9 protein-coding genes and 1 pseudogene are annotated in these 13,390 nt (G+C 36.1%); 9 read left to right on the forward strand and 1 reads right to left on the reverse strand.

Going from position 1 to position 13,390, the window contains the following annotated elements; all coding sequences use genetic code 11:
• Window positions 1-180 precede the first annotated feature (180 nt).
• From WCV66_RS03930 to WCV66_RS03955, 6 genes and pseudogenes are all read left to right on the forward strand, one after another.
• Complete coding sequence (locus WCV66_RS03930) at window positions 181-1,881, forward strand: extracellular solute-binding protein (protein WP_338787943.1); 1,701 nt, start codon at window positions 181-183, stop codon at window positions 1,879-1,881.
• Between the two features lie 170 nt (window positions 1,882-2,051).
• Window positions 2,052-2,942 (forward strand): ABC transporter permease, encoded by an 891-nt coding sequence (locus WCV66_RS03935; RefSeq protein ID WP_338787944.1) that lies wholly within the window; start codon window positions 2,052-2,054, stop codon window positions 2,940-2,942.
• 19 nt (window positions 2,943-2,961) lie between these two features.
• Entirely contained in the window at window positions 2,962-3,852 is an 891-nt protein-coding gene (locus WCV66_RS03940; protein ID WP_066338421.1) for a carbohydrate ABC transporter permease, read from the forward strand.
• A 91-nt stretch (window positions 3,853-3,943) separates the two neighbouring features.
• Window positions 3,944-6,265, forward strand: coding sequence for an alpha-xylosidase (gene yicI, locus WCV66_RS03945; RefSeq protein WP_338787945.1), 2,322 nt, complete (start codon window positions 3,944-3,946; stop codon window positions 6,263-6,265).
• Window positions 6,266-6,604: 339 nt separating this feature from the next.
• Window positions 6,605-6,838: pseudogene (locus tag WCV66_RS03950) on the forward strand (beta-glucuronidase); the annotation flags it as partial.
• 219 nt (window positions 6,839-7,057) lie between these two features.
• On the forward strand, window positions 7,058-7,780 hold the full coding sequence (locus tag WCV66_RS03955) for a YesL family protein (protein WP_066338411.1): 723 nt from the start codon (window positions 7,058-7,060) through the stop codon (window positions 7,778-7,780).
• A gap of 93 nt (window positions 7,781-7,873) precedes the next feature.
• Here the strand turns inward: WCV66_RS03955 and WCV66_RS03960 are convergent, their stop codons facing one another.
• A complete protein-coding gene (locus WCV66_RS03960; RefSeq protein ID WP_338787947.1) occupies window positions 7,874-9,154 on the reverse strand; it encodes an MFS transporter in 1,281 nt (426 codons plus the stop codon).
• Window positions 9,155-9,796: 642 nt separating this feature from the next.
• Here WCV66_RS03960 and WCV66_RS03965 point away from each other — a divergent pair.
• The 3 genes from WCV66_RS03965 to WCV66_RS03975 all read left to right on the forward strand — a co-directional run bounded on the left by WCV66_RS03965 (window position 9,797) and on the right by WCV66_RS03975 (window position 13,386).
• Window positions 9,797-10,714, forward strand: a complete 918-nt coding sequence (locus tag WCV66_RS03965; protein WP_066338819.1) for an ABC transporter permease — start codon at window positions 9,797-9,799, stop codon at window positions 10,712-10,714.
• Window positions 10,715-10,726: 12 nt separating this feature from the next.
• Window positions 10,727-11,596: a carbohydrate ABC transporter permease gene (locus WCV66_RS03970; RefSeq protein ID WP_066338398.1), complete on the forward strand. Its 870-nt coding sequence runs from the start codon at window positions 10,727-10,729 to the stop codon at window positions 11,594-11,596.
• Window positions 11,597-11,757: 161 nt separating this feature from the next.
• A complete protein-coding gene (locus WCV66_RS03975; RefSeq protein ID WP_338787948.1) occupies window positions 11,758-13,386 on the forward strand; it encodes an extracellular solute-binding protein in 1,629 nt (542 codons plus the stop codon).
• The last annotated feature ends 4 nt before the right edge of the window (window positions 13,387-13,390 follow it).

The raw sequence follows: 13,390 nt of genomic DNA on the forward strand, positions 1-13,390 counted from the left end.
CTTTTTTAGGGTGAGAAATGTTTGATTACTCTAAACTAAGAAAATATAAGTGTGTTTTGAGCAAGTTAATTGGTCATTACTCTCCCTAAACTGGCAACCGCTTTCTAACTTGGAAGCGGTTTCATTTGTGTTATAGTACATTTGTAGATTAAAAGATTACAGTAAAAAGGGGGAAATAGTATGCGTAATAATAAACAAACTTGGATGGTTTTACTTGCGATTCTGTTACTTTTCGTTACCGCATGTACGAATGGTGGGTCATCATCTGAGGAAACGAGCCAAACGAAAGAAACGAATTCTGAAAATCCACCTGATCCATTTGGTAAATACGATGAAGCGGTGACGATAACAGTTGGCCAAGAGGTTGATCCAAGTGATACGAGTTTACCGTCAGGTGATACACCTTTGGATAATCAATATACTCGAAGCGTAAAGGAAAATTTAAATATTAATGTAGAACATCATTTTACTGCATCACCTTCAAATTACGATCAAAAAGTCAGTTTGGCTATTGCTAGTAACGATTTGCCAGATGCGATGATAGTTGGACCTGTGGAATTAAGACAAATGTATGAGGCTGGGCAACTTGCGGACTTAACGGAAGTTTACGAACAGTATGCTTCTCCTGCTATCAAAAGAATTCTTGAAAGCACGAATGGCCTTGCTAAAGATAGTGTTACATTTGATGGAAAAATGATGGCAATCCCGAGTGTTCAGTTACAGGCAGATGGAGTCCACTTATTGTGGATCCGTCAAGATTGGTTGGACAAATTAGGACTAGAGCCACCGAAGACAGTTGAGGACTTGGAGAAGGTGGCAAAGGCCTTTACTGAGCAAGACCCGGATGGTAATGGAAAGGCCGATACAATAGGTCTTTCAGGACCAGATACAAATAATAAATTGTATGCTAATTTTCTGGAGTCGACAAACAACCTATATGGATTTGATGGAATCTTTTCTGCATACAATGCCAATCCAGGCTATTGGGTAGAAGGGGAAGATGGAAAGCCTGTATATGGCTCCACCTTACCAGAAACAAAAGATGCATTGGCTAAATTAAGAGATATGTATGCTAAAGGGTTAATTGATCAAGAAATGGGGGTACGTGAAGATTCTGGTGAATCTGTTATTAGTGGAGATTCAGGAATGTTCTTTGCTCCTTGGTGGATGCCTTATGGACCAATAACAGATGCGATCAATACGAATCCAGAAGCTAATTGGCAAGCATATGCTCTACCACTTGATGCAGATGGAAAATATAGTCCGCACATGAGTACTCCTTCAAGCCGCTTCGTGGTAGTACGTAAGGATTATGAACATCCTGAAGCAGCTATGAAAATGTTAAATAACTTATTAGCGAATGAAGCCACATTTGATCCTAGTAAAGGTGGCCCGGGCTTTTATCCGTTGAGACTCGTTTTTGCTCCTTCTGATGAAACTGAATATAGTGTTAAGGCGCTTAGGGAAGTGTTGGCAGGTACGAAAACAGCTGAAGACTTCAAAGATAAACCAGAATATAAGTTATTAGTAACAGACGCAGAAAATATTAAAAAGGTCAAATTGGAGCCTTATGACAAATTAGGTATCCAGCACTGGGATCCAAAGGCTGATTTAGGGGCATGGACTCGTTCCTATGCGCTGATGGTTGGTGGGTCACCACTTGTAGACCAAGAAATTAACGGGGTTTACAGTCAAATCTATGGACAAACAAAAACAATGGAAAGTAGATGGGTAAATCTCAAAAAGATGGAAGATGAAGTTTTCCTAAAAATTATTATGGGTGCAGCACCGCTTGATGATTTTGATAAGTTTGTTAAGGATTGGAAAAAACAAGGCGGAGATAAAATAACTGATGAAGTAAAAGAAGTAGTTAATAAGTAAATTTCCTAGATAGGCTGTCTCAAAACCTAAGGGTTAGATCCCTCAGAGCCAATAGGTAGGATTTTTCATTAAAGGAAAAGTTCATGTTATTGGTGTTTGTGGGGATAGCCCCTTTTGAGGCAGCCGCTTTCTATTAATCTATTACAGAGAAGTCAGGAGGGAAACGGGCTATGAAAAACAAAAGTTTTGCCAAGCATTATTACCTTATGCTTCTACCAGGGTTTATTTGGCTATTATTATTCAGTATTGTACCTATGTTTGGAATTGCAATTGCTTTTCAAGACTATAATCCGGTACAGGGAGTATTTGGCTCAGAATGGGTTGGTCTTGAGCATTTTGAGTATATGTTCACATTAAATGATACGATGGATATTTTTTTTAACACCATTTTTATTGCTGTATTGAAAATTATAGGAAATCTCATTATTCCGTTGATCTTTGCATTAATGCTTAATGAATTGCGCTTAATGGTATTAAAAAGATGGATTCAGACGATTGTGTATTTGCCTCACTTTCTATCATGGGTTATTTTAGGGGGCATTCTTTTAGATATTTTTGCTTATGTTGGTCCAGTTAACCAGTTTTTATCTTTATTTGGTGTTGATCCGATCTTATTCTTTGGAAGAGCAGACCTGTTTCCTATTCTGGTTGTTGGAAGTGATATTTGGAAGGAATTTGGATTCAATACGATTATCTATCTTGCAGCATTAACAGGAATTAATCCAGCTTTGTATGAGGCTGCTTCAATTGATGGTGCGTCTCGTTTACAGGGTTTGTGGCATGTGACCCTTCCTGGAATTAGAACAACGGCTATTTTACTAACCGTACTAAGCTTAGGCAATGTATTGAATGCAGGATTCGATCAAATCTTTAATTTATATAATCCACTTGTATATTCAACAGGAGACATCATTGATACATGGGTGTATCGTACCGGATTGTTGGATCTACAGTATGAGCTTGCAACAGCAGTTGGTTTATTAAAATCTGCTGTAGGATTTATTCTCATAAGTTTATCTTATTTCTTGGCTTACAAAACAACAAATTACCGTATCTTCTAAAAGATTGGAGTGAAGATGGATGGTCAAAGATAAGACGATTGGCTCAAGAGTATTTGACATTGTACTTATTGTTATTTTAGTCGGAATTGCCATAACGTGTATTCTACCACTCTGGTATACATTAGCTCTTTCGTTTAGCTCAAAATCAGCTGCAAGTGCTGGAGAGGTCGCGTTTTGGCCTGTGGGATTTAATATTAATTCATATAAGCAATTATTAGGGGATGCACAATTCTTTCATTCCTTTTGGATATCGATACAGCGTGTAGTACTTGGAGCTGCCCTTAACTTTATTATTGTGCCCCTTATGGCTTATCCACTGTCTAAAACTGTAAAAGACTTTAAACTGCGAAACATATTAATGTGGCTACTAATTTTTACAATGTTGTTTAATGGTGGGCTAATTCCTTTATATCTGACGATTAAAGAATATGATTTACTCAACAGTATTTGGTCTCTTGTTCTAGTTGGTGGGGCACAGACGATCGTGTTTAATATTATTTTGGCGATAAACTTTTTCCGTAATTTACCTAAGGAATTAGAAGAAGCAGCACTTGTGGACGGTGCAGGGCCTTGGTATATCTTATACAAATTATATATTCCACTCTCCGTACCAGTACTGGCAACGGTTAGCCTTTTTAGTATTGTTTATCATTGGAATGAGTTTTTGTACGGTTTAATTTTTATGACAAGAGAAGAGTTTTATCCATTACAGACATATATTCAACAATTGACGGTGGTCCTTGATCCTGCAAGTATGACTGAGGATCAGTATAAACGAATGAGCGAGCTTTCAAATAGAACATTAAATGCAGCCAAAATCTTTATTGCTATGCTCCCTGTATTAGTCGTTTACCCGTTTTTACAACGATTTTTTATTCATGGGATTACACTTGGCTCTGTGAAGGAATAAATCGATGTGGAAAAACCTCTTGATTTAAAAAGAGGGGTTTTTTCCGTAACATAAAGTTTTTTTAGTTAAATAGGTAAAGGAGATGGAAAAAATGAAATTTAGTAATGGTAACTGGTTAAACCGTGAGGGAGTAAATATTTACAGTCCCTTTGAAGTGAATGAAGTAGAAAAAGATGATCAGTCATTAACCGTTTATGCACCTTTCATGCATATTGAAACACGTGGACATACGTTAACAGGACCGCTATTTACTATGAAGTTTTCATCACCAATGCAGGATGTAATCCGTGTCCAAATGTATCATTTCAAAGGAGAACAACACCAAGGACCAGAATTTGAACTTTTCCCCGATTCCAATTCACTTGTGAGCATTTATGATAATGAAAACGAAGCAAGTTTAACAAGTGGAGACCTGACCGTTAAGATTAATAAGCAAGAAGGATGGTCAGTGGATTTTTACAATAGTATGGGCAGGTTAACGGGTAGTGGCTCACGAGGCATGGGCTATGTAACAACCCAAGATAAGAAAACATATATGAGAGAGCAATTAGGACTAGGAGTGGGTGAATCTGTTTATGGTCTAGGTGAAAGATTTACTCCCTTTGTTAAAAATGGGCAAAGTATCGATATTTGGAATCAGGACGGTGGAACAAGTACAGAGCAAGCCTATAAAAATATACCGTTTTATTTAACGAATAGAGGTTACGGGGTTTTTGTCAATCATCCAGAAAATGTTTCGTTCGAAGTTGGTTCTGAAAAGGTATCTAAGGTCCAATTTAGTGTTAGCGGTGAATATTTAGAGTATTTTATTATTAATGGTCCTTCACCGAAAAAAGTCTTAGAGAACTTTACTTCATTAACAGGAAAACCGGCTGTGCCACCGGCATGGTCATTCGGACTGTGGTTAACGACCTCTTTCACGACAAACTATGATGAAGAAACAGTGAACCATTTTGTAGATGGAATGATCGAACGTGATATACCGCTTCATGTGTTTCATTTTGACTGTTTCTGGATGAAAGAGTATGAGTGGTGTAATTTTGAATGGGATAGACGGGTGTTCCCTGATCCTGAGGGCATGCTGAGACGCCTGAAAGAGAAAGGGCTAAAGATTTGTGTTTGGATCAACCCATATATTGCTCAAAAGTCAAAGTTGTTTGATGAAGGGAAGTCAAAAGGATATCTTTTGCAAAAAGAGAATGGAAGCGTGTGGCAGTGGGATTTGTGGCAGCCAGGTATGGGGATAGTTGATTTTACAAATCCACAAGCTTGTGAATGGTTTGCTTCCCACTTGAGAAGGTTGATCGATATGGGTGTAGATTGCTTTAAAACCGATTTCGGAGAGCGTATCCCAACAGATGTCGTTTATTATGATGGTTCTGATCCGTATAAAATGCACAATTATTATAGTTTTCTTTACAATAAAGTCGTTTTTGATGTGCTTGAAGAAAAGCTTGGTAAAGGAGAAGCTGCATTATTTGCACGTTCAGCTACAGTAGGCGGACAGCAGTTTCCTGTGCACTGGGGTGGTGATTGTGATTCAACATATGAGGCAATGGCGGAAAGCTTGCGCGGTGGTCTGTCATTAGGTCTATCTGGGTTTGGATTTTGGAGTCATGATATAGGAGGTTTTGAAAGTACTTCCTCTGCTGATTTATATAAACGCTGGGTTGCGTTTGGTTTACTTTCTAGTCATAGTCGTTTACATGGCAGCAGATCGTACAGAGTACCATGGATGTATGATGAGGAAGCAGTCGATGTGCTACGCTTCTTTACAAAACTGAAATGTCGATTAATGCCTTATTTGTTTTCCGCTGCTTGTGATGCTTCACAAAAAGGATATCCAATGATGAGGGCTATGTTACTTGAATTTCCAGATGATCCTGCATGTGAGAATCTAGATCGTCAGTACATGCTCGGTGATTCCTTATTGGTTGCACCAATTTTTCAAGAAGGCGGCCAAGTTTCCTTTTATTTACCTGAGGGAAATTGGACACATTACATGACGGGTGAGAAGGTTGAAGGTGGGGGCTGGAGAAAGGAAGAACATGGCTATCAAAGTTTGCCTTTATACGTGCGTGCTAATAGTTTACTAGCTATAGGAGAGTTAGATGACAGACCTGACTACGAGTATGCCGAAAATGTTGAGTTGCATTTGTTTGAGTTGCAGGATGGAGGATCAGCTTCGACAACAGTTTATGATCCAAAGGGAATGCAAAAACTCACGGTTGAGGCTAAACGGGAAGGCAACGAAGTCTATATTTCAGCAAATGGAACATCTAGTAATTGGAGTGTTCTTTTGAGAGGAATCCAAGAACTTAATGCATTAGAAGGAGGAGTTGCTGAAGCTACCATGAGTGATATTCGATTGCTTCCAAATCCAAATGTAGGAGAACTTAAGATAAGGTTATAAACTTTTAATCGTTCAGCAATTTAAAGGGAAGTTTATTTGAAAGTAGTGCTGCTAACTTTAAAAGAATAAGAGGCTAATATAATTTCCAAAGCAATAAGCTAAAGTAGTGATGATCCGAGTACCGTAAGTAGGGGGAGTACTATGATTAGATTATTTCAAACGCTTAAAGTGAGGAAAATCACAGAATTAGATGGTACTTGGGATTTTGCAAAGGTAGAAGAAATAGAAAAGAAACTACTATAAAATACACCTATAAAATGCCTGTTCCTGGTTGTTGGGAAATGCACCCAGAACTATGGTGATAAAATTCCTATAGTTGACTTAATTGAACGTATTGGAAAAGGAACAGAAGAACGACAAGCAGATATTCTTGAACAGAATTTAAGGGCGTACACCTCAAAAGATTTTATTTCAGGTATGTACATTTGGCAATTTTGTGATTGTCGAGTGACTGAGGCGACGGGTTGGCTTCTTAATAGGGCTGGAACCCAGAATAGTAAAGGGATTGTGGATGTTTATAGAAGGCCTAAACTTGCTTATAATATTGCAAAACAATTTTTTGACACTGATTAACAGGAAGTAACCGATGTTATTAAATGTAAATAATTCAAAAAGAGGTGTTATTTTAGGGGTGAACCTGAGGTACCTCTTTTTTGTTTTTTAATGAACGAAAGCACAAATATGTTCATCGAGAAAAATAAAATAAAATTTAAGTAAATTTTTTGTAATAAATACTAGTTTAGTAATGGTATAATAGTTAAAAAATGAAAACGCTTAAAGGTGGGGCAGCGAATGGAAATGAACGGTTTGATGGGCGGCTTTTACAAATTATCGGTTTTAATTATGCGCTTTTCGTTAACAAATGTTCTGTGGGTTCTTTTTAATTTTCCTATTGTGTATATTTTGTTGATTCTTTTAGTTGGTGACATTTCCAACTTGCAGATGGGTTTATTGACGATTGCCATATTAGCACCATTTATTTTCTTTCCAGCTACTGCTGCAATGTATGGGGTAGTTAGAAAATGGGTGATGGGAGATGGGGATATCCCAATTTTTAAGTCCTTTTTACGCTACTATAAGGAAAATTATAAACGAAGTTTTCTTATAGGCGTTGTCTTTACTTTGTTTTGGACAAGTTGGGTATTAAACTATCTTATGTTCTTTCAGCAACAATCTGTCTTTTTTAACGTTATGTTTATGGTGATAACTGCCTTCTTCTTCACGTGGAATGCTTATTTCTTTTCTTATACTGTACACTTTGAAATGAAGTTCTTTACTTCATTAAAAAGTTCATTCATTCTTGCTATAGGTAGTCCGTTTTCTACGATTGGTGTAGCTCTTATAAATGGAGCACTCATCTTTATAAGCTTTAATTTTACATTTTTAATACCATTCTTTGTAGGCTCACTAAGTGCTTATTTTTCGTTCCTATATTTTTATAAGGTTATTCAAAAAGCAATGAAAGCACAGGAAGTGAATGAAAAAGTAACGAGCTCACCAGGCCTTGAAGGGTAATGAAATTTTAGGGTATGTTGTATAAATAAAAAGGGGCCGACTAGCCAATGACTAGCTAGCTGGCTCTCTTTTATAAATAGCTGGTGCTTCTCCTTAAAAGGATTTATGATCTACATGAGAAGCTAAATCTGTTTTCGGTTTGGGAACACGAACAAGTATGAGAAGACCAACTATAAATAAAAGAATAAGACTGAACACTCCACTATTTGAATCCCCAGTAAGCTGTGCTGTTACTCCTACTAATAGCGGTCCCATTATTGACGCAAATTTCCCAAAGATGTTATAAAATCCAAAAAACTCATTAGCTTTTTCCTTTGGTACAAGTTTTGCGAAGTATGACCGACTTAAGGCTTGAATCCCTCCTTGTGAGGTTGCAACAAGCATTGCCAAAATCCAGAAGTCTAATGTGGTTTTTAAAAAGTAAGCATAGATGCAAACAATCATATAAATGATAATTCCAACATACAGCATTTTCTTTCCGGTAAACCTCTCAGACAATCTTCCATAAAGAATCGCAAATGGAGCGGCAACAACCTGAGTTACGAACAAAATAATAAGCAAATTTGTTGAGCTTATACCTAAGTCAGTACCATATGCTGTGGACATTGTAATAATCGTGCCTACACCATCGATATAAAAGAAATAAGCAATCAGGAACAGAAATAATGCTCGATATTTACGGATTTCCCTTAAGGTTTTTCCTAGACGTTTAAAGCTATTTACAACTGGGTTCGATTCTCGTTTGATGTAATATCGTTGTTGAACATTTTTAAACAGAGGGATGGTAAAAACTGCCCACCATAAAGCCGTAATTATAAAGGCAATTTTACTTGCTATTGTAGTAGAAATAGGAATTATCTCGCTTTGTGCTAAAATGATGATCGCGATACTAATAACAAATGGAATGGTACTGCCGATATAGCCAAAGCTAAATCCGTGTGCCGAAATGCGGTTCATTCGTTCCTCTGTGGTAACGTCTACTAAAAATGCATCATAAAATACATTTGCACCAGCAGATCCAACTGCAGCAACGGTATAACAAATAAGCAAGAGTAGCCACTGGTCACTTGGGATAAAGGCTAGTATTCCCGTAAAAATGACCCCTAAAGAAAAGAAAAAACTGAAAAAGCGCTTCTTAAACCCCTGATAATCAGCTATTGTGCCTAGAATTGGTCCGAGCATTGCTAAAATAAATGTCGCAATCGCAATTGTGTAACCCAAATAAGCTGTGGAGTTAGCAGGGCTAATTCCAGCATTTGTCGCTGCTGCTTTATAAAATAAAGGAAAAACAGCAGTAGAAATAATAATGGAATAAGCGGAGCTTGCCCAATCATAGAATATCCAACTATTTTCATCTTTCGAAAAACGTTTCATAAATGTGGCCTCCCTAGTAAACGGTCCCTTTTATTTTACAAGAAAAATAGTTTGTTATAGTAAGCGCTGGAAAAATTTAATATGTAATTTACATTATTAACAATTTATCAGGATTATGCTTGTCTGCTGATATGCAGAGACTATTTAGTATGAATATGAATGATATAAAACCTGATTTAAATATCGTGATACTTACTTGTAAAGTTACAGCTAATGTAGTGTCTGATTGTTTATTAAATAAATTAAGTTAAGATTTATTTTCAAAAAAACAAAATAACGTATTGAATATAAAGAAAATTTAGTTTACAATGAATTTAACTACCATACTAGTATGTCTAATGTGTAACAGGGTATGAAATAAGACTGACTTTACACCGATAGTAGTCTACGTCTATGCGGAATAAACTACCATACTAGTATTCTAATATGTATATGATTTCTAGCAGAAAGACTCGAAAAAACACATACGTAGGACACCTTTATCTCAATTCTGTAAGCGCTTTATAGTTAAAGTGGAGGAGCTTATCCAGATCAGTATTTAGTAAAACAAAGGCTACATATTCAGATTTATAAAGTGAGTGGGGGGTTAATATGGGGGAAGTTAAGGTCGAAAAGATGGGAAAGGTTAATGTATTGAAGGATATGAAAAAAAGTAAATTTGCCATTATTGGAGTATCTCTAAAAAAGGATTGGCAGCTTTACTCTTTATTGATTTTACCGATTATTTACTTATTGATTTTTAAATATGGTCCAATGATTGGTAATGTAATTGCATTCAGAAGATTTATGCCTGGGGGCAATATTTATGGGGAGGAATGGGTTGGATTACATTATTTTAAAATGTTTATCAATGATCCAACCTTTTGGAATGTTTTTACGAATACCCTCCTTATTGGTGGGCTAACATTATTGTTTTGTTTCCCAATGCCGATTATTTTTGCCTTGTTATTAAATGAAGTGAAGGGTAAAAAGTTTAAGAAATTTGTCCAAACAGCTTCTTATTTGCCTCACTTTCTATCTATTGTAATTGTTGCAGGAATGATTCTACAATTAACGGCTGTAAATGGTTCAATTAATAACATTGTAGAATTCTTTACCGGTGAGAAAATTAACTTTATTCAACAAGCAGAATGGTTTAGAACGATTTATATTACCTCAGAAATTTGGCAAGGTATGGGCTGGGGAGCGATTTTATATTTGGCAGCGCTAACAACAATTGATGATTCATTATATGAAGCAGCCAAAATTGATGGAGCAAATCGCTGGAAGCAGACACTCCATATTACAATTCCAGGTATCCTACCGACAATTATTACGTTATTAATCTTAAATATTGGAAGTTTTATGGCTGTAGGCTTTGAAAAAATATTACTTTTATATAATCCATTAAACTATGAAACGTCAGATGTTATTTCTACTTATTTATATCGTGTTGGACTTGAATCAAGTAATTTCAGTTATGCGACAGCGATCGGATTGTTCGAATCTCTAATCGGATTGGTGTTAGTATTATCGGCTAACGGTATTTCAAGAAAATTAACAGAAAGAAGCTTGTGGTAGAGGGGGAAGACCATGAAGGAATCTGTACAATATAAGATTTTTAAAGTGTTTAACGCGTTTATCTTATTAGTCATTGTTTTCTGTACACTATATCCATTTTTAAATGTTATCGCTCAGTCCTTTAGTAGTGAAGCTTTTATTAATGCAGGTCAAGTAAGTTTATTACCAAAGGGCTTTAATATCGAGACATATAAAACAGTAACTCAGGACAAGATGTTTTGGATCAATTACAAAAACACGGTTGTCTACACAGTTGTAGGAACTGCTATATCAATGTTTTTAACAATAATATTTGCGTATGCATTATCCAAGAGGAGATTGGCCGGACGTAGATTTTTTACAGTTTTTGCTGTATTCACGATGTTTTTTAACGGTGGATTAATCCCTAACTATGTATTAATTAATAGTATTGGATTTGATAATACAATGTGGGCAATTGTTATTCCTGGAGCCATTAGTATCTATAATATGTTAATCATGAAATCCTTCTTTGAAAATATGCCTGAAGAGCTAGAAGAAGCAGCATCAATTGATGGGTTAAATACTTATGGTATTCTCCTGAGGATTGTATTACCTCTCAGCAAGGCGGTTGTTGCAACGATGATTCTTTTTTATGCAGTAGGGCATTGGAATTCTTGGTTTCCAGCTTTCTTATACTTGGATCAAAAAGAGTTATTTCCAGTCACCATCTACCTTAGAAATTTAATCGCTGGTGTTACTGGAGGACAATCAGCTGGAGCGACTTCAGCCGATAACTTAACTCAAATATCAGCAAACATTAAGTCAGTTACAATGGTACTTACCATTTTACCGATTTTAACAATTTATCCTTTCGTTCAAAAGTATTTCGTATCAGGTGTAATGCTTGGATCTGTTAAGTGAAGACTCCATAAAAAGCAACAATAATCATGATGAGAAAAAGCATAGGTAATAAAGGGGTAATTATTTTAGGTAGATAAGCGTTATGTTGAGTGTCGAAAAACTAGGGTGGAAAAGGCTCAAACGCTTTCTTATAGAAACTGAATCAAAGGGGAGGAATAGAAATGAAAAGTGGTCGTAAAAGGTTAAAGTCAATATTTTGTTTACTAGCTTTGTTTGTACTAGTGATTGCTGGCTGTTCTAATAAAGAGTCTGCAAGTACAGAGAACGAAAATACTAAAAAGGGTGCTATGGAATCATACGGTGTAGGTGATACATTTAAGGCTAGTGAAGAATTTGAATTACCAATCTTATATAGTGATCAACCAACCTATCCTTATAAAGAAAATTGGTTATTGTGGGAAAAGATCAAAGAAATGACGAATGTTTCGCTAAAACCTACAATTGTACCAATGAGCGATTACGCGCAAAAACGTAGCTTGTTAATTAGTTCAGGTGATGCACCATTAATTATTCCTAAAACATATCCTGGTGAAGAGTCAGCTTTTGTTTCTTCTGGAACGATTTTGCCAATCAGTGATTACATTGATAAAATGCCACATTTCAAAGATAAAATAGAAAAATGGCAACTAGAAGATGAATTAGAAGGTTTACGTCAAAATGATGGTAAATTCTATCTGCTTCCTGGTTTACATGAGGAGGTATGGCCGGACTATACCCTAATAATAAGAACAGATATTTTTGAAAAACATAATATTGCTATTCCAACTACTTGGGATGAATTATATGTAGCAATGAAAAAATTAAAAGAATTATATCCAGATGTTACACCATTCTCTGATCGCTTCCTATTTGATAGTACGCTTAATATAGCGGCTACTGGCTTTGGTACTAAAGCAGGCTGGGGATATGGAAATGGATTAACATATGATGAATCAGCAGATGAATTTATCTATTCTGCAACAACTAACGAATATAAAGAATTACTAACTTACTTTAATAAATTAGTATCAGAAGGACTACTCGATAAAGAAAGCTTTACACAGGAAGATGATCAAGCGATCCAAAAATTTGTTACTGGCAAATCCTTTATTATTAATGGAAACTCACAAACAGTTATCTTACACCGTAACGATATGGATAAAACGCTTGGTAAAGATAACTACTCAATTTCTAAAATTACCGTACCAGGCGGTCCAGCAGGTCAGCTTATGTCGGGTTCTAGATTAGAAAATGGTGTTATGATCTCTTCTAAAGCAAAGGAAAGTGAAAATTTCGATGCCATCCTCCAATTTATTGATTGGCTTTATTATAGTGACGAAGGCCAGGAATTTGCTAAATGGGGTGTTGAAGGAACAACATTTACTAAAACTGATGGTGTTAGAAAATTAGTAGATGATGTAAATTATAATGGGCTTAATCCAGCTGGCACAAAGGATTTACGAACTGAGTTTGGTTTCTCTGGAGGAGTATTTGCCTATGGTGGAACAACAGATCTTCTACAATCAATGATGAGTGAGGAGGAGATTAAATTCCAGGAAGATATGGCAAAGGTTAAAACAACAATTCCGGCAGAACCACCGATTCCATTCTCAATGGAAGATAGAGAAAAGGTAACATTACTAAATACGCCATTAAAAGACTACTCAGTTCAAAATACACTAAAGTTTATCATTGGAGATCGTGATTTAAAAGAGTTCGATGCATTTGTGAAAGAATTAGAAGGCCAAGGACTGCAACAATATCTTGACCTTGCTAATAAAACATACAAGGAATATAAAGAGTCTAAGTAGTTGA

Origin of the sequence: Metabacillus rhizosphaerae (genome assembly GCF_037201795.1) — a bacterium.
In the GTDB taxonomy this organism is placed as follows: Bacteria; Bacillota; Bacilli; order Bacillales; family Bacillaceae; genus Metabacillus; species Metabacillus rhizosphaerae.

What these genes read in the sequence shown, in the direction of transcription:
- WCV66_RS03975 (WP_338787948.1), top strand. Translation starts at nt 11,758, where the DNA reads ATGAAAAGTGGTCGTAAAAGGTTAAAGTCAATATTTTGTTTACTAGCT.
- WCV66_RS03940 (WP_066338421.1), top strand. Translation starts at nt 2,962, where the DNA reads ATGGTCAAAGATAAGACGATTGGCTCAAGAGTATTTGACATTGTACTT.
- WCV66_RS03960 (WP_338787947.1), bottom strand. Translation starts at nt 9,154, where the DNA reads ATGAAACGTTTTTCGAAAGATGAAAATAGTTGGATATTCTATGATTGG.
- WCV66_RS03930 (WP_338787943.1), top strand. Translation starts at nt 181, where the DNA reads ATGCGTAATAATAAACAAACTTGGATGGTTTTACTTGCGATTCTGTTA.
- yicI (WP_338787945.1), top strand. Translation starts at nt 3,944, where the DNA reads ATGAAATTTAGTAATGGTAACTGGTTAAACCGTGAGGGAGTAAATATT.
- WCV66_RS03970 (WP_066338398.1), top strand. Translation starts at nt 10,727, where the DNA reads ATGAAGGAATCTGTACAATATAAGATTTTTAAAGTGTTTAACGCGTTT.
- WCV66_RS03935 (WP_338787944.1), top strand. Translation starts at nt 2,052, where the DNA reads ATGAAAAACAAAAGTTTTGCCAAGCATTATTACCTTATGCTTCTACCA.
- WCV66_RS03965 (WP_066338819.1), top strand. Translation starts at nt 9,797, where the DNA reads ATGAAAAAAAGTAAATTTGCCATTATTGGAGTATCTCTAAAAAAGGAT.
- WCV66_RS03955 (WP_066338411.1), top strand. Translation starts at nt 7,058, where the DNA reads ATGGAAATGAACGGTTTGATGGGCGGCTTTTACAAATTATCGGTTTTA.